Source organism: Streptomyces sp. NPDC044003 (assembly GCF_056435185.1).
In genome coordinates this window covers 308,831-328,881 of the sequence record NZ_JBWKFA010000002.1, presented here as the reverse complement: position 1 = coordinate 328,881, position 20,051 = coordinate 308,831, and the positions used below count along the sequence as shown (strand labels likewise).

The following is a 20,051-nucleotide window of genomic DNA, read 5'->3' as shown; positions in this document are numbered from 1 at the left end:
CAGATGGCGAACTTCTCCAAGCCGACCGCGCCCCAGTTCTCGGTGGACGTCTACCAGAACGAGTTCCTGCCGGAGGGCGGCCGGGACGTCAGCGCGATCGTCACCGTCACCTCGACCGGCGGCGGCACCAGCGGGTTCGCGAGCGGCGGCGACCCGGCCGCGGCCGGTGTCGTGATCATGGTCGACTGCTCCGGCTCGATGGACTACCCCGCCACCAAGATGCGCGGCGCCCGCGAGGCGACCGCCGCCGCCGTCGACACCCTGCGCGACGGCACGCACTTCGCGCTCGTCGCCGGGACGCACGTGGCCAAGGAGGTCTACCCGGCGAACGGCGGCCTCGCCGTCGCCGACGCCCGGACCCGCGCCGAGGCCAAGGAGGCGCTGCGCCGGCTCTCCGCGGGCGGCGGCACGGCGATCGGCACCTGGCTGCGCCTCGCGGACCGGCTGCTCTCCTCCGCCGAGCTCACCATCCGGCACGGCATCCTGCTCACCGACGGCCGCAACGAGCACGAGTCGCCGGAGGAGCTGCGGGCCGCGCTCGACGCCTGCGCGGGCCGGTTCACCTGCGACGCGCGCGGCGTCGGCACGGACTGGGAGGTCAAGGAGGTCACCGGGATCGCCTCGGCGCTCCTCGGCACCGCCGACATCGTCGCCGACCCGGCCGGGCTCGCCGCCGACTTCACGGCGATGATGGAGCACGCGATGGGCAAGGGCGTCGCGGACGTCGCCCTGCGCCTGTGGACGCCGGTCGGGGTCGAGATCATGTTCGTGAAGCAGGTGGCGCCCGCGGTCGAGGACCTGACCGGGCGGCGCACCGAGGCCGGGCCGCGCGCCGGCGACTACCCGACGGGCTCGTGGGGCGACGAGTCCCGCGACTACCACGTGAGCGTGCGGGTCCCCCGGGCGGCGGTCGGCCAGGAGATGCTCGCCGCCCGGGTCTCCCTGCTCGCCCCGGACCCGGCGGGCGGCGATCCGCGCCCGCTGTCTCAAGGACTGGTACGGGCGGTGTGGACGGACGACCTCGCGATGTCGACGTCGATCAACCCCCAGGTCGCGCACTACACGGGCCAGGCAGAGCTCGCGGACGCCATCCAGCAGGGTCTCGATGCCCGCAAATCGGGCGATCACGACGGCGCGACGGCCAAACTGGGCCGTGCCGTGCAGCTCGCGGCGGCCTCCGGCAACGCGGATACCGCGAAACTGCTTTCGAAGGTGGTCGACGTCGTCGACGCGGCGACGGGTACTGTGCGTTTGAAGGCGAAGGTCGCGGAAGCGGACGAGATGACACTCGAGACCCGCTCCACCAAGACCGTTCGCGTCAAGAGGTAGCCCGGCCACCGGGCCGGACGACGAGAGGGGGAAGCACCGACATGCCGACCTGCCCGAACGGACACCAGTCGGTCTCCGACGACTGGTGCGAGGTCTGCGGCCATCGCATGGCCGGGGCGGGTGCGCCGACGGGTGCCGTACCGCCGCCTCCCCCGCCGCCGCCCCCCGCGTACGGATACCCCGGCCCCGGCCAGGCCCCGATGGGCCCGCCGCCGGGCGCCCCCGGCGGCCCGGGTGCTCCGCACGGTGCTCCGGGCGGCTTCGGCCCGGGCGGGCCCGGTGCCCCCGCCGCTCCCGGCGGCTTCGGCCCCGGCGGCGACCCGAACGCGACGGCCCAGGCGGAGCTGTGCCCGCAGTGCCGGACGCCGCGCGAGCACATGGCGCCGTTCTGCGAGGAGTGCCGCTGGAACTTCCTCACGAACACGGCGACCTCGTACACGCCGCTGGCCCCGCACAACGCCCCGCCGAGCGCCCCGCCGCAGCAGCCCGGGCCGCCGCCCGGCCTCAACCTGCCGCCGGGCTTCCAGTCCCCGCCGCCCGCGCCGCCGCAGCAGCAGCCCCCGCAGCAGCCGGACCCGTTCGGCTACCAGGGCTCGCGGCCCTCGCAGGTGAACCGGCCCGCCGAACCGCTGGGCGCCGAGCCCACGCACCACCAGGCCCCGCCGCAGCGCCCGCCGGTGCAGCAGCAGCCGGCGCCGCCCGCGTACCTCCAGGCCCCGGCCCAGGCTCCGGCCCCGCCGGCGCCGCCGCAGCCGCGCGCGGACGACGACTGGGTCCTGTCGCCGCCGTCGCAGCACCAGCCGCCGCAGGCCCCGCCGCAGCACCAGCCGCCGCAGGGACCGCCGGCCCCGCCGCAGCACCAGGCACCGCAGGGACCGCCCCACCACGCGCCCCCGCAGCAGCACCAGGCCCCGCCGCCGCATCAGGCGCCGCAGCCTCCGCAGCAGTTCCAGCCGCCGCGGCAGCCTCAGCAGCCGCTCGTCTGGACCGCGGTCATCGGTCCCGACCGCGAGTACTTCATGGCGATGATGCAGCGCAGCGGCCCGGAGGCCACGGGCCTGAACCTGCCCGCGTACTCGCCGGACAAGCACCTGCCGCTCCAGGGCAACCAGGTGTCCATCGGCCGCCGCCGGCACTCCACCGGGGAGTCCCCCGACATCGACCTGTCGGTGCCGCCGGAGGACCCGGGCGTCTCGCACCAGCACGCCGTGCTGGTGCAGCAGCCGGACGGCTCGTGGGCGGTGGTGGACCAGAACTCCACCAACGGCACCACGGTCAACGGCGGCGAGGAGCCGATCCAGCCCTACGTCCCCGTCCAGCTCCAGGACGGCGACCGGGTGCACGTCGGCGCCTGGACCACGATCACCATCCGCTGCGTCTGACCTCCGCCCCGCGTCCGACCGGAGGCCTCAGCGCAGGGGCCAGGCGTACGGCCCCGCCGGGTCGTCCAGCCAGGCCCACTGCCGGTCGCCGCTGACCGTCACCCCGAAGCGCTCCCGCTCCGGCCGCCGCTCGCGCAGCCAGAGCGAGAGCGCTTCGCGTCTGTCGAGCATCCCGCCGACCAGACCCCAGAGGAAGAGGAAGCGCTCGTCCCCGGCGGGTCCGTGGCGCGGGACGGTCGGCGCCGCGGCCTCGGCGGCGACGCCCCGCAGCGCCACGAAGTAGGCGGAGGTCGTGAGGAAGCGTCCCTCGGCGTGCGTGGCGTCGCGCACCCGCAGCAGGATCAGCCCGGTGGAGAGCGGGGCGAGGACGAGCGCGCCGGGCCGGCACTGGGCGAGCCAGGGATAGGGGACGGCGGGCACCTCGCAGGTCGCCACGATCCGGTCGTACGGGGCGTGGTCGGGGCAGCCCCGGGCGCCGTCGGCGGCGAGCACCGCGGGCCGGTACCCGGCGGTGGCGAGATGGGTGCGGGCGGACTCGGCGATCTCCTCGTCCAGGTCGACGGTGGTGACGTGCTCCTCGCCGAGCCGGTGGCAGAGCAGGGCCGCGTGGTAGCCGCTCCCGGCGCCGATCTCCAGGACGTCGTCCCCGTCGCGTACGTCCAGGGCGTCGAGCATCAGCGCCATCAGGGAGGGCTGGCTGGCGGAGGAGACCAGGTCCCCGTCCCGTACCCGGGTGGCGATCGCCGTGTCGGCGTACGCCCCGTGCAGCCAGCGGTCCCGCCGCTCCGGCTCGGGGTCGCCGGCCCAGAGCCGCTCGTAGCCGCCGGGCGCGGAGACGTAGTAGTACGGGACGAAGAGATGGCGCGGCACCTCGGCGAAGGCGGCCCGCCAGGCGGGGTCGGTCAGCAGACCGTCCGCCTCCAGCTCGCGCACGAGCGCGTGCCGCTCCCACGCCCCGGCCTCGGCGAACTCGTCCCGCAGCGCACCCATGCCCCCACTCTCCCGCCCCGCCGGGCCCCGGGCGACCGCCCGTACAGGTGGTCCTAAGCCTCCGGTCCTCCGCCGGGCATCTGAGACGATGGAACGGTGAACGAGATTCCCGGGGAAACAGTGCAGGAGCAGACCTTCTACGAGCAGGTCGGCGGCGAGGAGACGTTCCGCCGCCTGGTCCACCGCTTCTACGAGGGCGTCGCGGCGGACCCGCTGCTGCGCCCGATGTACCCCGAGGAGGACCTCGGCCCGGCCGAGGAGCGCCTCGCCCTCTTCCTGATGCAGTACTGGGGCGGCCCCCGCACCTACAGCGACCACCGCGGCCACCCCCGCCTCCGGATGCGCCACGCCCCGTTCACCGTGGACCAGGCGGCCCACGACGCCTGGCTCCGTCACATGCGCGACGCCCTCGACTCCCTCGGCCTCGCCCAGGAGCACGAGAAGGAGCTGTGGCGCTATCTGACGTACGCGGCGGCGTCGATGGTGAACAGCGCCGGTTAGAGCAGCGGCAGTCAGAACAGCCCGCACCAGAACCGCGCACACCGGCAGGCCGCCGCCCAGTTCCACGGACTGAAACGTTCCGGACACGGAACGCCGAATAACGGTCACGATCGCATCAAGGTCCGTGTGGAAGCGGTTACCAGCGACGCGTGCCCTCTGAAAGCATCCGAGGAAACTTCAGCGGATCCAGGGGGATGGGTGACGGGGTTCGTATTCCTGCGCGTCAGGGCACACCGGCTGCTGCTCGCCGCGGCGCTCCTCGCCGTGCTCCTGACGACCTCGGTGCTCGCCACCCTCTCCGCCTTCTCGAGCGCGATCGGCGACGCCGCGCTCCAGGCAGGGCTGAGGGGCCGGTCCGCGGCCGCCGCCTCGCTGCTCGTGAGCGGCCAGGTACCGGTCGACAAGCGGGCCAGTGCCGAGGCCGCCGTCGCGGACGGCATGCGGAGGACCTTCGACGGGCTGCCGGTGACCGTACGACGACTCGAACGCTCGGGGCCGTACGCGCTGCCCCGGAGCCTCCAGCCGCCCGCCGCCCGCAAGGGCGACCCCGACCTGACACAGTTCGCCGCGCTCGACCGCTCGCGGCTCATGCTCGTCAAGGGCTCCTGGCCCTCGCCCGCCCGGGCCGGGGGCGTGGTCGAGACGGCGCTGCCCGAGGAGGCCGCCCGGCGGCTCAAGGTCGGCCCCGGCACCCTGCTCGACCTCACCGACCGGCTCGAGAACCGCAAGGTGAAAGCCCGGATCACCGGCGTGTACAAGCCCGTCGACACCGCCGACCTGTACTGGCAGCTGGACCCGGCGGGCGGGCGCGGCGTGCGGACCGTCGCGTTCACGACGTACGGGCCGCTGCTCGTCGACCAGGCCGTCCTCACCTCCGGGGCGCTGAGCACCGGCGACGTCTCCTGGCTCGGCTCCGCCGACTTCACCGGCTTCACCACGGACCGGATGGACGCCCTGCACACCACGGCGACCGAGGGCCCGAAGAAGCTGGCCGCGTCCACGGACGCCTTCGGGACGACGATCTCCGTGGCCACCGCGCTCCCCACCGTCCTGGAGCAGACCGAGCGGGCCCTGCTCGTCTCCCGCTCCACCCTGCTGATCGTCGCCGTCCAGCTGGTGCTGCTCGCCGCGTACGCCCTGCTGCTCGTCGCCCGGCTGCTCAGCACCGAGCGGTCCGGCGAGACGGCCCTGCTGCGGGCCCGCGGCGGTTCGCGGCGCCGGATCGCGGGGCTCGCCGCCGCCGAGGCCCTGCTGCTCGCCCTGCCCGCCGCGCTCGCCGCCCCGCTGCTCTCCGGCCCGCTGACCCGGCTCTTCGCCGAGCGGTCCGCGCTCTCCGAGCTCGGGGTGCACCTCGACACCTCGCCCTCGCCACAGGTGTGGCTGGTCGCCGCCCTGGTCGCGCTGTGCTGCGCGGCGGCCGTCGTGGCCCCCGCGCTCGCCGCCGGGGACGGCTCCGTCGTCTCGCTGCGCAAGGCCCGCTCGGCGGCGCTGCCCGCTCCGGTACGGGCCGGGGCCGACCTCGGCCTCCTCGCCATCGCGGCCGTCGCGTACTGGCAGCTGCAGCGGCCGGCCGCCGCGGGCGGCACCCTCGGCACGGACGAGGCCGGCGGCGGCTCCGTCGACCCGGTGCTCGTCGCCGCGCCGGCCCTCGCCCTGCTCGCCGGCACCGTCCTGACGCTGCGTCTGCTGCCGCCCGCCGCCAAGCTGGCCGAGCGGCGCGCGGCCGGCGGACGCGGGCTCTCCGCCGCCCTCGCGGGCTGGCAGTTCAGCCGCCGGCCGCTGCGCGGCGCGGGCCCCGTCCTCCTCCTCGTCCTCGCCGTGGCGATGGGCATGCTGGCCATCGGGCAGAGCGGCTCGTGGGAGCGCTCGCAGCGCGACCAGGCCGACTTCCGGGTCGGCACGGACGTCCGTGTCCTCGGCGCGGGCCCCGGCGAGCCGACGCAGACCCAGCGCCTCGCCGCCGTGCCGGGCGTCAGGACCGTGACCCCGGTGCACCGCACCTCCCTGGACGTGGCCGGGAAGAACGCCACCGTCCTCGCGATGGACACCAGCACCGCGGGCGGACTGTTCCTCCGCTCCGACCTCGCCGACGTCCCGGCCCCGGCCCTGCTCGCCCCGCTGACCCCCAAGGGCCTCGCCCGCCCGGGTCTCCCGCTGCCCGCCGGGACCCGCACGCTCACGGTCGACCTGCGGACCTCCACGCCCCCCGGCACGCCCGAGACCCGGGTCGGCGCCGTCCTGGAGGACCCGGACGGCGTCCCGTACCGCCGGGACCTGGGACGGCTGCCCTCCGACGGCCGCACGCACCGGCTGAGCCTCGACCTGGGCGCCGAGGCCACCGTGCCCGGCGCCGAGGGCGCCGGCACCGGCGGTCTCCTCACCCTCACCGGCCTGGAGCTCACCGGCTCGGTCGTCGACGGCGCGAAGGGCACGCAGACCCTCCACGTCGAGGCCTTCACGACCGCCGGAACGAGCGGCACCAAGACGCACTCCCCCGCGGAGGTCCTCGGCCGCTGGGCCTCCGCGTTCGAGCAGACCATGCCCGGGGGCGGCACGACCGACGGCAACGCGACCGCCCGCGCCGGGGCCGCCGGGACCGGCGGCCGCCCGGCCCCGTACTCCTTCTCCTTCCCCGTCATCGGCGCGAAGATCGGCGCCTTCGCGGAGATTCCGGAGTTCACCCTGCGGATGAACTCCCCCGCCCCGAAAGCCCCCGAGCGGCTCACGGCCGTGGCCACCAAGACCTTCATGACGGCGGCCGGCGCCAAGGCCGGCGACCTGATCCGGCTCGGCATCGCCGGCCGGCAGATCGACGTCACCGTCGACCAGGTGGTCAAGGAGCTGCCGACCACCGGACCCGGCGCGACGACCGCCTCCGCGGTCGCCACCCCCGAGGACGGCGGCGCGATCCTCCTCGACCTGGCCTCGGTCAACCGGTTCCTGGCGGCCGACTCCGACGGGCTCGCGACCCTGCCGCCCAGCGAGTGGTGGCTGACCACCGCCCCCGGGCACGCGGACGAGGTCGCCGCGGCCCTGCGCGCCCGCGCCGACACCGACCCGGCCCAGGTCCTCGTACGGGACGAGGTCGCCGCCGAACTCCTCGGCGACCCGCTCGGCGCCGGGCCCAACGCCGCCCTGATGGCGGTCGCCGCGGCCGCCGCCGCGCTCGCCGCCGTCGGCTTCGCGGTCGGCTCGGCCGGCGCGATGCGGGAACGGTCCGCCGAGTTCGGCGTGCTGCGGGCGCTCGGCGCGCCGCGCCGCAAGCTCGCCCGGCTCGTCGCCGCAGAACAGGGGCTGCTCATCGGCATCGGCCTGCTCGTCGGCATCGGCCTCGGCACCGTCCTGGCCCGGGCCGTCGTCCCGCTCGTCGTCCTCACCGGCCAGGCCGCCCGGCCCGTCCCGCCGGTCCTCGTCGAACTGCCCCTCGGCCAGGTGGCGCTGCTGCTCGCCGGCGTGGCCGCCCTGCCGCTCGCCATCGTCGCCGCGATCGCCCTGCGCCGCGCCGACCCGGCCGTGACCCTGCGCCACCAGGGGGACAACTGATGCCGCCGACGGCCCCTGACGAGGACAGGGAGAGCACCGCCACGCCCGGCGCGGGCCAAGGCCCCCACGAGGGCATCGACACGCCCGGCACGGGCCAAGCCCCCCACGAGAGCACCGACACACCCGGCACAGGCCAAGCCCCCCACGAGGGCACCGACACGCCCGGCCAGGGCCAGGCCCCCGACCAGGCCTCCGACATGCCCGCCGTACGCAGGAAGGCCCCCGACATGCCCCGGTCCCGGTCCGACAAGCCCGCCCGCGCGGTGGCGCCCTGGGTGCGGACCCGGCTGCGGACCGCGCCCTGGGCCGCCGCCGCCCTCGCCCTGCTCGTCCTGGTCACCGCGTACCTCGCGGCGGCGCTGCCGCGTGCCGTCGACCGGTACGAGACGGAGGGCCTGCGGCACGACATCCGGAACGCCGCACCCCGCAGCTCCGTCCTCGAACTGACCTACCCGATCCCCGTGTCCGAGCGCGGCCCCGGACTGGCCTCCGGCGTCCTCCAGAGACAGCGCGACGAGGTGCGGGCCCTGTTCCCCGCGCCGATCCTGACCGACCCGAAGCAGACCGTCCACGGCATCCGCACCGTCAAGCGGGTCACCGGAACCGACCCCTGGCTGCCCCAGCCCGACGGGCTTCCGCCCGAGTTCGCGCTCGCCTCCCCGTCCGCTCTCGCCGAGCACGCGACGCTGCGGAAGGGCCGGCCGGCCGCGGGGACGGCCGACGCCCCCGAAGCCGTCGTCACCGCGGAGACGGCCAAGTCCCTGCACCTGAAGCCCGGCTCCGTCGTGCACCTGCCGAGCAAGCTCAGCCCGGAACCGATCGCCGTGACGGTCACCGGGATCATCGAGCCCCGCGCCCCCGAGTCCCCGTACTGGGCGGTCGAACAGCTGCTGCGCACCCCGGCCCTCGCCGCGATGGTCGGCGACGAGGTGAAGTACTACTGGCAGGGGGCGCTGCTGCTCTCCCCCACGTCCGCGCCCGCCGTGCTATCCACCCCGAGCGAGCCGGAGGTCTTCTTCCGGTACATGCCGTCGGCCGGACACCTCACCGGGCGGGACACGGACCGGCTCGACGCCGCCCTCAACTCGGCGACCGGCGGCCCCGACCTGGTCAAGATGCACAGGACCGTCAAGGCCAACGCCACCCTCACCACCCAGCTCGACGAGATCGTCGACTCGTACCGCTCGATGCGCGAGGCCATCGACCCGGTCGTGGCCGTCGCCGTCTTCGGGATCGGCGCGGTCGCCGCGGTCGTCCTCGCGATGACCGGCGGCCTCTTCGTCGCCCGCCGCGACAGCGAACTCTCGCTGCTCCGCTCCCGCGGCGCCTCCCTCACCGGCATCGCCCTGCGGCTGCTCGGCGAGACCTCGGCCGTCGCCGTACCGGCCGCCGCGCTCGCCCTCGGCCTCGCCGTGGCGACCGTCCGGCCGCCCGACGGAGGGTCCGACGGGATCCCCCTCGGCCCCTCCGTCCTCGCCACCGCGCTCGTCGCCCTGATCTCGATCCTCGTCCTGCCCGTGCGGGCGGTCGTCCTGCACCGGCGCCCGCGCCTGCACGGCGGCCGCGACGACCTGCTCACCGCGCGCCCCTCCCGGCGCCGCACGGTCCTCGAACTCACCCTGCTCGTCCTCGCCGTGGGCGCCGTCGCCTCGCTGCGACTGCGCGGCACCGGCGACTCCGGCGACCATCTGGTCAGCGCCGCGCCCGTGCTCGTCGGCCTGATCGCCGCCTCCGTCCTCGTACGGATCTACCCGCTGCCGCTGCGCTGGCTGGGCCGCCCGGCCCGCCGGCTGCGCGGGGCCGTCGGACCGCTGGCCCTCGCCCGCGCCGGCCGCGCCTCCTCCTCCGGCACCCTTCCGCTGCTCGCCCTCGTCCTCGCGCTGACCACGGCGGCCTTCGGCGGCTCCGTCCTCGCGGGCGTCGCCGACGCCCGCGACCGCGCGGCGCTCCTGGCGACCGGCGCGGACGCCCGGATCGGCAGCCCGACCGACTGGGCCCCGCTGCCCGCCGGACTCACCGAGTCGGTGCGCGGTGTGAAGGGCGTACGGGACGTGGCGCCCGTGCAGATCGAGTACGGGGTCGACCTGCCGTCCCACGAGGGGACCTCCGCGCAGCCGATGAGCGCGCCGATCGTGGGCGTCGAGCCCGCCTCGTACACCCGGCTCGCGGACCGGACCGGCTTCGGCCCCTTCCCCGCGGGTCTGCTCGCCTCGACGGGGAAGGGCGGCGAGGACGCCGTGGCGGACACCCAGCGGGTACTGCCCGCGATCGCCTCGCCGAAGGTCGCCGAACGGCTCGGCCGCGCCCCGCAGGAGATCATCTCGGCGGCCGGGGTCTTCCGGGTGAAGGTGGTCGCGGTCCGCTCCACCACCCCGGCCCTCGACGACGCCGACTTCCTCCTCGTCAACGGCGCCGACCTCACCCACCGGACGGACACCTCGCTGCTCGTCACGGGGGCCGTGGACGGCACCGCGCTGCGCGCCGCCGTGAAGGCGAAGTCGGACTCCCTCCTGGTGGCACTGCGGACGGAAGAGCGGGCCACCTACGTGGACTCGCCGCTCCAGTCCGGTGCCGAGCGGATCTACCTGGGCGCGATCGGCGCGGGCGCCGCCTTCGCCGTGGTGGCGGTGCTGCTCTCCCTCATGCAGAGCGCGCCCGAGCGGAACACGCTCCTCGCACGGCTGCGGACCATGGGCCTCACCCGGAGGCAGGGACGCCGGCTCCTCGCCCTGGAGGCGCTGCCGCAGGCGGTGCTCGCCGCGCTCGGCGGCATCCTGGTCGGCTGGGCGACGGTGCCGCTGCTCGCCCCGGGCATCGACCTGTTCCGGCTGGCGCTCGCGGCGGCACCGGGCTTCGCCCCGCTGGACAGCGCCCCGCTGCGGGCGGACCCGTGGTCGCTCGTGCTGCCCGCGCTCGCCGTCGTCGTCCTGACGGGGCTCGCGGCGGTCGGACAGGCGTGGTGGGCGGGGCGCAGGGGCTCGATCAAGGAACTCAGGGCAGGAGACGCACGATGACGAAGACCGACACGGCCTTGTCCGACACGACCCTGGAAGAGCTGGAGCGGCGGGCCACGGCGCACCGCGACCGGCCCTCGTACGGTCATGACGCGCTCATCGCCTGCGACCGCCTCGTCCGCATCTTCACCACGGACGGGGTGGAGGTGCAGGCGCTCCAGGGCCTCGATCTCCTCGTGAAGGAGGGCGAGTTGATGGCCCTGGTCGGCGCCTCGGGTTCCGGCAAGTCGACGCTGATGAACATCCTGGCCGGCCTGGACGTGCCGACCGCCGGCGCGGCCCGGGTCGCCGGCTGCGACCTGCTCGGCATGGACGGCAAGGCGCGGCTGCGCTACCGCCGCGAGGTCGTCGGCTTCGTCTGGCAGCAGACCGCCCGCAACCTCCTGCCGTACCTGACGGCCGCCCAGAACGTGGCGCTGCCCATGCAGTTGCGGGGCCGCTCGAAGCAGAAGGCGGAGCGGGCCGAGGAGCTCCTCGCCATGCTGGGCATCCCGGAGATCCGGGACCGGCGCCCGCACCAGCTCTCCGGCGGCCAGCAGCAGCGGGTGGCCATCGCGGTCGCCCTCGCCAACAACCCGGCCGTGCTCCTCGCCGACGAGCCCACCGGCGAGCTGGACTCGGCCACCGGCGAGCAGGTCTTCGCGGCCTTCCGCCGGGCCAACGAGGAGCTCGGCACGACGATCGTGATCGTCACCCACGACCAGGCGGTCGCCTCCGAGGTGCGCCGCACGGTCGCCATCCGCGACGGCCGCACCTCCTCGGAGGTGCTGCGCCGCACGGAGGTCGACGAGCAGGGCCAGGAGTCCCTGGTGGCCCGGGAGTACGCGATGCTCGACCGCGCGGGCCGACTCCAGCTCCCGGCGGAGTACACGCAGGCGCTGGGCATGGAGCACCGGGTGGCCCTGGAGCTGGAGCAGGACCACATCGGGGTGTGGCCGGACGACGCGGAGGGCTGAGGCCGGGGGGGTTCTCATGGGGAAGGCCGTGCCGTACGCCGGGGCGCTGCTCGTGCCCGCCGTCGCCGGAGCGCTCCTGTGGCTGTGGGCGGACTGGAGCCTGCGGGGCCCGTACGGCCTCCCCACCGTGCTCGCGGTGGGCGGCGGCCTCGCGCTGACCGCGGCCGCGCTCCTGGCGCACAACGCGCTCTTCCGCGAGGGCGGCAGCATCGCCGCGGCCGTCCTGATCCTGGCGGGCCTGACGGCGGTCTGGGTGGAGGCGCGGGACTCCGCGGTCCGCGGCGCGGTCGCCGACTGCGTCGTGGTGGGGAAGGTCCGGGTGACCCACCATCCGACCTTCGGCGAGGGCGCGCCGCGCGCCAAGACCCTGTACCACCACACCCTGGACTGCGTCGGCGGCTACCCCACCGAGTTCTCGGCCGAGGAGCGGATCGCCGAGCCGGGCGGGGCGGTCCGGATCGCGTACGACCCCGCCCACCGCATGGATCCGGTCCTCGAACGCGACAACAGGGCCCACGGCTCCCCCGTGGTCCCGACGTCCCTGCTCGCGCTCTCGGCGGCGCTCTCGACGGCTGCGATCGCCAGGGAGGGGCGCCAGGGGCGCCAGGAGCTCAGGAAGCGGTCAGGTCCATGAGCCCGGCCGCCGTGGGCCGGAACCCGCACCGCTCGTGGAAGGCGGTGAGGTGCGGCTCGTAGTCCACGTGCAGCCAGTGCGCGCCGCGCCCGCGGGCGGCCTCGGCGGCGGCCCGTACGAGAGTGACGCCGAGACCCCCGCGGCGCTCGTCGGGGTGGACGGTGGTGTCGAGGAGGAAGGCGTGGACGCCGCCGTCGCCGACGACGTTCACGTACCCGAGGAGGCGCCCGCCGCGGCGGGCGGTGACGCGGAGGAGACTGCGGGCGAGGACGGGCCCGAAGTCGGTGTCCTGGTGCCCGGGCCAGGCGGCGCGGAAGAGGGTGTTGAGCTCGTCGCCGGAGAGCGGCGCGTCGACCTGGATGTCGATGTCGGCACCGCTCATCGGGGGGCCACGCCCAGCGAGATCGAGGATCCGGTACGCAGCGCGATCGAGCCGTACGGGGTACGCAGTCGCAGCCACGGCCCGGAGGCGAACAGTGCGACCGGCGCCTGCCCCTGCGCCTCTTCCGGCGGGAGGAAGCCGAGGGACTGGGCGGCATGTACGGCGCGCAGCGGGAGCCCGGTGGTGCCGAGGGTCCGGGACCAGATCTCGCGGCCGATGACATCGCGCTCGGCCCGGGTGCGCCGCTCCTCCGGCAGCTCCTCGTCGCGCGCGCGGAACTCACGGACGGCGGCCGCGACGGCGCCCCGCATCCCGGCGACGTCGGGGAGGCCGGGGACCGGCTCCCAGCCGCCGCGCGGCGGGAGGACCCCGGCCCACGGCGGGCCGGTCACGGAGTCCGGGACGACCGCCTTGCCCGCCGACTCCTCGATGCCGTCGAGGAGTTCACCGGCGGAGACGGTGACGTCGAGTGCGACGGCGTCGACGAGGCGGGCCGTGCGGATCGCGAGCACCTCGAACGACGGCGGCCGTCCGAAGACGGCCAGCGCCCCGCCGGCGGCCTGGAGGCGGACGGCGGCGGCGCGGTCGTAGTGCACCAGCCGGCCCAGGAAGGCGGCGAGTGCCGCCGCCTCCCTCGGGTCGGCGAAGTGCAGCGGAGCGAGCACGGTCATGCGGCGGACGACATCCCGTCGTCGACGTACTCCTGGAGGAACTCGCGCTCCTCGGCGGTGATCCGCCGCGGACGCTGCGCCTCCAGGTCGAAGGGCACGACGACCGTGGACGCGCGGACGTACACGACGTCGGCGTCCTTGACCTCGTAGGCGATCGTCAGAGACGCCGCGCCTATCTTCGTGACCCACGACTCGATGGTCACCGGCTCGTGCCGGTGGACCAGCGGTCGCTTGTAGTCGATCTCGTGCCGGGCCACGACGGACCCGCCGGAGAACGAGGGGGAACCGTCCCCCGGCGCCAGCCGGAACATGAAGTCGATCCGCGCCTCTTCCAGGTACCGCAGGAAGACGACGTTGTTGACGTGCCCGAAGGCGTCCATGTCCGACCAGCGCAGAGGACAGCTGTAGATGTGCCTGGTCACTGACCTCAGCCTCGGGTCAGCTTCTTGTAGGTGGCGCGGTGCGGACGGGCGGCGTCCGGGCCGAGGCGCTCGATCTTGTTCTTCTCGTAGGACTCGAAGTTGCCCTCGAACCAGAACCACTTCGAGTCGCCCTCGTAGGCCAGGATGTGCGTGGCGACTCGGTCGAGGAACCAGCGGTCGTGGGAGATGACCACGGCCGCGCCGGGGAACTCCAGAAGCGCGTTCTCCAGCGAGGACAGCGTCTCGACGTCCAGGTCGTTGGTGGGCTCGTCGAGGAGCAGCAGGTTGCCGCCCTGCTTGAGGGTGAGCGCGAGGTTCAGACGGTTGCGCTCACCGCCGGAGAGCACACCGGCCGGCTTCTGCTGGTCCGGGCCCTTGAAGCCGAACGCGGAGACGTAGGCGCGGGAGGGCATCTCGACGTGGCCGACGTTGATGTAGTCGAGCTCGTCGGAGACGACGGCCCACAGCGTCTTCTTCGGGTCGATGTTGGCGCGGCTCTGGTCGACGTACGAGATCTTGACGGTCTCGCCGACCTTGACGGAGCCGGAGTCCGGGGTCTCCAGACCCTGGAGCATCTTGAAGAGCGTGGTCTTGCCGGCACCGTTCGGGCCGATGACGCCGACGATGCCGTTACGCGGCAGCGTGAAGCTGAGGTCGTCGATCAGGACCTTGTCACCGAAGGCCTTCGACAGGTTCTCGACCTCGACGACGATGGAGCCCAGACGGGGGCCCGGCGGGATCTGGATCTCCTCGAAGTCCAGCTTCCGCATCTTGTCGGCCTCGGCCGCCATCTCCTCGTAGCGGGCGAGACGGGCCTTGGACTTGGCCTGACGCCCCTTGGCGTTCGACCGCACCCACTCGAGCTCTTCCTTGAGCCGCTTGGCGCGCTTGGCGTCCTTCTGGCCCTCGACCTTGAGGCGCGTGGCCTTGGTGTCGAGGTAGGTGGAGTAGTTGCCCTCGTAGGGGTGGGCGCGACCGCGGTCGAGCTCCAGGATCCACTCGGCGACGTTGTCGAGGAAGTACCGGTCGTGGGTGACGGCGACGACGGTGCCGGGGTACTTGGCGAGGTGCTGCTCCAGCCAGTTCACCGACTCGGCGTCGAGGTGGTTGGTGGGCTCGTCGAGGAGGAGCAGGTCGGGCGCCTCGATGAGGAGCTTGCAGAGCGCGACGCGACGCTTCTCGCCACCGGAGAGGTTGGTGACCGGCCAGTCGCTGGGCGGGCAGCCGAGGGCGTCCATGGCCTGCTCGAGCTGCGCGTCGAGGTCCCAGGCGTTGGCGTGGTCCAGGTCCTCCTGGAGCTTGCCCATCTCGTCCATGAGCGCGTCCGAGTAGTCGGTCGCCATGAGCTCGGCGACCTCGTTGAAGCGCTTCAGCTTCGCCATGACCTCGGCGGCGCCGTCCTGGACGTTCTCCAGGACGGTCTTGGTCTCGTCGAGCGGGGGCTCCTGGAGGAGCATGCCGACGGTGAAGCCGGGCGACAGGAACGCGTCACCGTTGGACGGCTGCTCGAGGCCAGCCATGATCTTCAGAACGGTGGACTTACCGGCACCGTTCGGGCCGACCACACCGATCTTCGCGCCGGGCAGGAAGCTCAGCGTCACGTCATCGAGGATGACCTTGTCGCCGTGCGCCTTGCGCGTCTTGCGCATCGTGTAGATGTACTCAGCCAAGAGAAACCGTCCGGCAAGGAGTGAGTGGGCAGATACACCCCATCTTGCCTGACCGCCACCCCCAGGCGGAAACCGGTGAGACGCCGGGCGGGGGCGCGGAGGGGGCGGCGGGGGCGGAATGGGGCCGTTTCGGGGCGTGGACGTGCGACGACCCCGGGCGCGGGTGCGGTCCGGGGTCGTGCGGGGGTCATGGGGTAAGGCGCGCGTGACGCGGATCACTCCGTGGGGTCAGCGGCTCACTCCATGTGGGCTTACTGGCCGGCGGTCTTCTTCTTGCGGAGGAAGAACACCGCGCCGCCGCCGATCACGACGAGCGCCGCGGCGATGCCGGCGATCATCGGGGTGGCGCTGGAGCCGCCGGTCTCGGCGAGGTCGCCGCCGCCGGTCGTGGTGCCGCCCGTGGTGTCACCGGTGGTGCCGCCCGTGGTGGACGGGGTGGAAGGCGTGGCGGAGGGGGTCGTGGAGGGGGTGTCCGACGGCTTCGGGCCGGGGGTGGCCGTCTTGCAGTCCAGGACGCCCTCGAAGGTCTCCTCGAAGCCGTTCGGGCCGGTGATCGTGAACTTGTACGCCTCGTCCTCGGCGAGCGGGACCGCGATGGTCTTCGTCTCACCGGCGGCGATCGTGTACGAGGTGCCCTTCAGGTCGAAGGTCCAGGCCTCGTCGCCCTTGTTGGAGGCGATGACCTCCAGTCCGCCCTTGGCGCAGTCCTTGGCGACCGAGACGGACGGGACGGCACCCTTCTTGGCCCACGTGGCGGAGGCCTTGGCGGTGACCGTGGAGTCGCTGGAGCCGGCCAGGATCAGGGTCTGCGAGGGGCCGTCGATGGAGACGAAGGCGCGGCCGAGGGAGACCTTGGTGGTGGCCTCGGCGGTCAGCTCGGCGGTGCCGTCGGCGGTGCCGGCCGGGACGTCGAAGTAGACCTCGTCGCCGTTCTTGGCCTCGGTGACCGGCTTGCCGGTCTTGTCGACGATCTGGACGCCGGCGGGCGCGCCGGGGGCGGCCGCGAGCTTGGCGGTGGCGTTGGTCGTGACGGTGATGGGGCCGAGCTTCTCGCCGGCCTTGCCCGCCACGGTGGCCGGGGAGAGGCTCAGGGAGGCCGTCGGCTCGTCGAGCTCGACCGCCTTCTCCAGCAGGTACTCCTTCAGCTTCTCGGCGTCCTCGTCCTTCGGCGTCGCGACGACGCCGTCGGAGAGCGTCCAGATCGCGGCCTGGGTGCCGGCCGCGGCCTCCTGCTTGGAGAGGTCGACGCCCACGTTGCCACCGAGGGTCTCGGCGGAGAGCTTCGGGTACGCGTGCTCAAGGATCCAGAGGATCTTGCCCGCGTTGGTGTTGTTGTGCAGGGAGGACTGGTCCCAGCCGACTTCCTTGTAGTCGAAGTCGCGCTGCGCCGCCGTGCGGAGGTCGATGCAGTAGGTGAAGAGGGTGCCCCCGCCCTCGACCTCCATCTTGAACAGACCACCGTTGACGGGCCACTTCTTGCCGTCCTTCTCGGTGATCTCGACGGCGCCGGCGTCGTCGGTCATGCCGCCGAACTTCGCCGTGACACCGCCGGTGCCCGGGGCACCGTCATCGGCCAGCGCCGGACCGGCGGTCGCTATCGCGCCGGTCGCGACGAGGCCGGAGACCAGGATCGTGGCTGCCAGGCGGGCAACGCCACGCCCACGAACTGAAAACATTGGATTCCCCTCCGGGCGAGCCGCTCCGCGAACTTGGTCGATTCGCGTGGGGGGAGGGCACGCCAGCAGAACTCACAGACTCAATGGGCTCACGTGCCGCATGAGTATCCGGGAATCCTAGGGACGTGAAGCCACCCGATGCCCTGTCGTACGGTCAGATAACCATTCCGACTCGGAATCGTTATCACTCCAGGCGAGTTGGTCGACAAATCGCCACAACGCAAGGTCAGGACGCGGTTACCAGCTGCGGAGTCACCGCCGTCCCCTCCTCGGCCGCCACCGCCCACGGGTCCTGCTCCGGCTGCGATTTGACCTCCGCCCGCTCCGCCTTCGGGGCGCGCCGGAAGGCGGCCGTGCCCCGGCTCAGGTCGTGCCCCACGGCCACCGCGTCGACGTCCACGAAGGTCTTGCGCTGCCCGTCGCGCTCCTCCTCACGGACCTTCAACCGGCCGTGCACCACGAGCGGTTCCCCGACGGAGACCGAGGCCGCGAGATTGGCGCCGAGCGAGCGCCAGGCCGACACCGTGTAGAAGCTGGTGCTCCCGTCGGACCAGACACCCCGCTCCCGGTCCCAGCGACGCGCGGTCACCGCGAACCGGAAGCGGGCCACCCCGCCGGTCACCGTCTCCCGGTACTCCACCGCCGTCGCCACGTTGCCGACGAGCGTCACGGTCGTGTCGTTCATGGTTCCGCCCCCAGTCTCCCGGTGTCCTGCTGCGTGGACACCCCGTGGGAACCATGCTGGGGCGGTACGGGCCAACCCCGCTCGGGCCTGTGGAAGGGCCCTTGCCTGGGGACAACTCCCCCACCCGGAAGGGTGAAAGCCGGGTACGCCGAGAGCTCGCTACCTTCCCCGTACCCCCGTCCTCGTCGCTCCCAGCCGCGTCCCCCCTCCGCGGCCGCCGCCCACCACCCGGGCCGCCGCCGACGGCCGTGAGCCGACCACCGTCGCGTACTGCTCGCGGACCTCCCGGTAGCGCATCAGCTCCGCCGCCACCGGGTCGAGGACCCTGGCCCGGCCGCAGGCGGCGGTCGCCTCCCGCAGACGGCGCTCGGCCTCCTGCCCGTACCGGCGCGCCGGGCCCTTCACCGCGCTCTCGCAGGCCCATTCGACGAGCGGGCCGCCGATGATCCCGCCGAGCATCACGAGGACCGGCGGCAGCAGGCCCGGCTCGACGACACCGACGATCTGCGCCACCAGCCAGAGCGCGCCGAAGATCTGCAGGAGCGTCATGACCGCCTGCGCCAGGACCGCCGCCGGCCACCAGGCGGGCCGGGGCGGCCGGGCCGCCGGGTCCCCCATGGAGACCGTCAGCTCGTCCAGGGCCTCCGGCAGCCCCTCGGCCCCGCGCGCCGCCGCCTCGCGCACCGCCTGCGCCCAGGGCACCGGGAGGCCACGCGAGGCCTCGTCGGCGACGATCCGCACGGCCTGCTCCACGCGCTGGCGTGCCGTCAGTTCGTCCTCGACGGGGGCCACGAGGTGCGGTGCGGTGGAGCCGTGCGCGCGCAGCCGCTCGTACCAGCGGTAGAGCCGCAGCCAGGGGGTGCCGCAGGCGCGGATGGCGCCCCGGCGCCAGACCCGTTCGGCGGCCTCGCCCGCGGCATGGGCGCCTACGGCGACGGCGAGCCGGTCCGTGAAGGCGTCCCGGGCACGTTCGTCGAGGCCGGGCCGCCCGTCGGCGACGTACGCCTGACGCAGCCGGGCCGCGGCGGCGTCGACGTCGGCGGCGAGACGGCGTTCCGGGGCGGTCCGCTCCTGCACGAACCGGGCGACGAGTTCGCGCAGTTCGGGGACTCCCTCGCCGGTCAGCGCGGAGACGGCGAGGACGGTCGCGCCGGGCTCGCCGTGTTCGCCGAGCGCCACGCCGTCCTCGTCGAGGAGGCGGCGCAGGTCGTCGAGGACGAGGTCGGCGGCCTCGGTGCCGAGCCGGTCGATCTGGTTGAGGACGACGAAGGTGACCTCGGCGTGCCCGGCGAGCGGCTGCAGGTAGCGCTCGTGGAGGGCGGCGTCCGCGTACTTCTCGGGGTCGACGACCCAGATCACCGCGTCGACGAGGCCGAGGACCCGGTCGACCTGGTCGCGGTGCGCGGTGACCGCCGAGTCGTGGTCGGGCAGGTCGACGAGGACGAGGCCCTGGAGCTCGGTGTCGCCGGCGCCGCCCGCGAGGGGGCGGCGGCGCAGCCTGCTGGGGACCGCGAGCCGGTCGAGCAGCCCTGCGGCGCCCTCGGACCAGCTGAGCGCGATGGGCGCGGAGGTGGTGGGGCGGCGCAGTCCGGTCTCGGAGACGGGCACGCCGGCGAGGGCGTTGAAGAGCGTGGACTTGCCGCTTCCGGTGGCTCCGGCGAGGGCGATCACGGTGTGCCGCGAGGAGAGCCGCTGGCGGGCGGCGGCCTCGTCGAGGACGCGTCCGGCCTCGGCGAGGGCCTCGCTCTCGACGCGGGTACGGGAGAGCCCGACCAGCTCGTGGAGGGCGTCGAGGCGGTGGCGCAGCGGCCCACCGTAGCTGCCGCCGAGGGGCGGCAGGGAGTCCTCCTCCTTCGGCTCCCGCGGCTTCTCCTCGGCAACGGCGGCGGCGGCCCGCTCGGCCGCCCGCCGAGCGATCAGCCCGTCATCCCAACGCTGCCGCCCGCCGTCGGGGCCGAGCTCGCGGTCGGGGCCGAGGCCACGGTCGGGTCCGGGGCCGTGGCCCGGGCCGAGCGCGCGGCCACGGTCCGGGCCGAGCGCCACGCCGCGCTCCGGGCCGCGCTCACGGCCCGGTTCCCCAGCGCGGTCACGGCCGCGCTCCCGGCCCCTCTCGCGGCTGCCCTCCGGGCCGAGCCCGCGGCCGCGCTCCGGGCCCAGCACAGAGCCGCCCTCCAAGCCGGGCGCACGGCCTCGTTC

15 protein-coding genes are annotated in these 20,051 nt (G+C 74.3%); 7 read left to right on the top strand and 8 right to left on the bottom strand.

The features are described from left to right. Positions 1 to 3: 3 nt before the first annotated feature. Together AC07AW_RS08125 and AC07AW_RS08120 are read left to right on the top strand one after the other, a co-directional pair. Entirely contained in the window at positions 4 to 1,329 is a 1,326-nt protein-coding gene (locus AC07AW_RS08125) for a vWA domain-containing protein (RefSeq protein WP_478814640.1), read from the top strand. Between the two features lie 41 nt (positions 1,330 to 1,370). Then, complete coding sequence (locus tag AC07AW_RS08120; RefSeq protein WP_478814639.1) at positions 1,371 to 2,711, top strand: FHA domain-containing protein; 1,341 nt, start codon at positions 1,371 to 1,373, stop codon at positions 2,709 to 2,711. A 27-nt stretch (positions 2,712 to 2,738) separates the two neighbouring features. Here AC07AW_RS08120 and AC07AW_RS08115 read toward each other — a convergent pair whose 3' ends face one another. Continuing rightward, the gene (locus AC07AW_RS08115; RefSeq protein WP_478814638.1) at positions 2,739 to 3,701 is read right to left on the bottom strand and encodes a methyltransferase domain-containing protein; all 963 of its coding nucleotides are present in this window, start codon (positions 3,699 to 3,701) and stop codon (positions 2,739 to 2,741) included. 96 nt (positions 3,702 to 3,797) lie between these two features. Between AC07AW_RS08115 and AC07AW_RS08110 the strand changes: the two genes are divergently transcribed. From AC07AW_RS08110 to AC07AW_RS08090, 5 genes are all read left to right on the top strand, one after another. Next, positions 3,798 to 4,202, top strand: a complete 405-nt coding sequence (locus AC07AW_RS08110; RefSeq protein ID WP_478814637.1) for a globin — start codon at positions 3,798 to 3,800, stop codon at positions 4,200 to 4,202. Positions 4,203 to 4,400: 198 nt separating this feature from the next. Beyond that, a complete protein-coding gene (locus AC07AW_RS08105) occupies positions 4,401 to 7,745 on the top strand; it encodes an FtsX-like permease family protein (protein WP_478814636.1) in 3,345 nt (1,114 codons plus the stop codon). A gap of 227 nt (positions 7,746 to 7,972) precedes the next feature. Next, positions 7,973 to 10,759, top strand: coding sequence for an FtsX-like permease family protein (locus AC07AW_RS08100; protein ID WP_478815309.1), 2,787 nt, complete (start codon positions 7,973 to 7,975; stop codon positions 10,757 to 10,759). After that, positions 10,756 to 11,715, top strand: a complete 960-nt coding sequence (locus AC07AW_RS08095) for an ABC transporter ATP-binding protein (RefSeq protein ID WP_478814635.1) — start codon at positions 10,756 to 10,758, stop codon at positions 11,713 to 11,715. The genes AC07AW_RS08100 and AC07AW_RS08095 overlap by 4 nt, the downstream gene beginning before the upstream one ends. A gap of 16 nt (positions 11,716 to 11,731) precedes the next feature. After that, positions 11,732 to 12,349, top strand: coding sequence for a hypothetical protein (locus AC07AW_RS08090; RefSeq protein ID WP_478814634.1), 618 nt, complete (start codon positions 11,732 to 11,734; stop codon positions 12,347 to 12,349). On the opposite strand, the gene AC07AW_RS08085 is transcribed toward AC07AW_RS08090, so the two are convergent. The 7 genes from AC07AW_RS08085 to AC07AW_RS08055 form a co-directional block, all read right to left on the bottom strand. Beyond that, positions 12,327 to 12,731, bottom strand: coding sequence for a GNAT family N-acetyltransferase (locus AC07AW_RS08085; RefSeq protein ID WP_478814633.1), 405 nt, complete (start codon positions 12,729 to 12,731; stop codon positions 12,327 to 12,329). The genes AC07AW_RS08090 and AC07AW_RS08085 overlap by 23 nt on opposite strands. After that, complete coding sequence (locus AC07AW_RS08080; protein ID WP_478814632.1) at positions 12,728 to 13,402, bottom strand: DUF8010 domain-containing protein; 675 nt, start codon at positions 13,400 to 13,402, stop codon at positions 12,728 to 12,730. Before AC07AW_RS08080 ends, AC07AW_RS08085 begins: the two co-directional genes overlap by 4 nt. Further along, positions 13,399 to 13,824 (bottom strand): acyl-CoA thioesterase, encoded by a 426-nt coding sequence (locus AC07AW_RS08075; protein WP_189801763.1) that lies wholly within the window; start codon positions 13,822 to 13,824, stop codon positions 13,399 to 13,401. The genes AC07AW_RS08080 and AC07AW_RS08075 overlap by 4 nt, the downstream gene beginning before the upstream one ends. Positions 13,825 to 13,829: 5 nt before the next feature. Continuing rightward, positions 13,830 to 15,494 (bottom strand): energy-dependent translational throttle protein EttA, encoded by a 1,665-nt coding sequence (ettA, locus tag AC07AW_RS08070; protein ID WP_093876055.1) that lies wholly within the window; start codon positions 15,492 to 15,494, stop codon positions 13,830 to 13,832. Positions 15,495 to 15,745: 251 nt separating this feature from the next. Beyond that, entirely contained in the window at positions 15,746 to 17,170 is a 1,425-nt protein-coding gene (locus AC07AW_RS08065) for an LAETG motif-containing sortase-dependent surface protein (protein WP_478814631.1), read from the bottom strand. Positions 17,171 to 17,396: 226 nt separating this feature from the next. After that, complete coding sequence (locus AC07AW_RS08060) at positions 17,397 to 17,855, bottom strand: single-stranded DNA-binding protein (protein ID WP_478814630.1); 459 nt, start codon at positions 17,853 to 17,855, stop codon at positions 17,397 to 17,399. Positions 17,856 to 18,014: 159 nt separating this feature from the next. Further along, positions 18,015 to 19,898: a YfjP family GTPase gene (locus AC07AW_RS08055; RefSeq protein WP_478815308.1), complete on the bottom strand. Its 1,884-nt coding sequence runs from the start codon at positions 19,896 to 19,898 to the stop codon at positions 18,015 to 18,017. Positions 19,899 to 20,051 lie beyond the last annotated feature (153 nt).

Coding starts and splice junctions, on each gene's coding strand:
- AC07AW_RS08065 (WP_478814631.1), bottom strand. CDS start 17,170: ATGTTTTCAGTTCGTGGGCGTGGCGTTGCCCGCCTGGCAGCCACGATC.
- AC07AW_RS08085 (WP_478814633.1), bottom strand. CDS start 12,731: ATGAGCGGTGCCGACATCGACATCCAGGTCGACGCGCCGCTCTCCGGC.
- AC07AW_RS08100 (WP_478815309.1), top strand. CDS start 7,973: ATGCCCCGGTCCCGGTCCGACAAGCCCGCCCGCGCGGTGGCGCCCTGG.
- AC07AW_RS08120 (WP_478814639.1), top strand. CDS start 1,371: ATGCCGACCTGCCCGAACGGACACCAGTCGGTCTCCGACGACTGGTGC.
- AC07AW_RS08115 (WP_478814638.1), bottom strand. CDS start 3,701: ATGGGTGCGCTGCGGGACGAGTTCGCCGAGGCCGGGGCGTGGGAGCGG.
- AC07AW_RS08125 (WP_478814640.1), top strand. CDS start 4: ATGGCGAACTTCTCCAAGCCGACCGCGCCCCAGTTCTCGGTGGACGTC.
- AC07AW_RS08060 (WP_478814630.1), bottom strand. CDS start 17,855: ATGAACGACACGACCGTGACGCTCGTCGGCAACGTGGCGACGGCGGTG.
- AC07AW_RS08095 (WP_478814635.1), top strand. CDS start 10,756: ATGACGAAGACCGACACGGCCTTGTCCGACACGACCCTGGAAGAGCTG.
- AC07AW_RS08090 (WP_478814634.1), top strand. CDS start 11,732: ATGGGGAAGGCCGTGCCGTACGCCGGGGCGCTGCTCGTGCCCGCCGTC.
- AC07AW_RS08080 (WP_478814632.1), bottom strand. CDS start 13,402: ATGACCGTGCTCGCTCCGCTGCACTTCGCCGACCCGAGGGAGGCGGCG.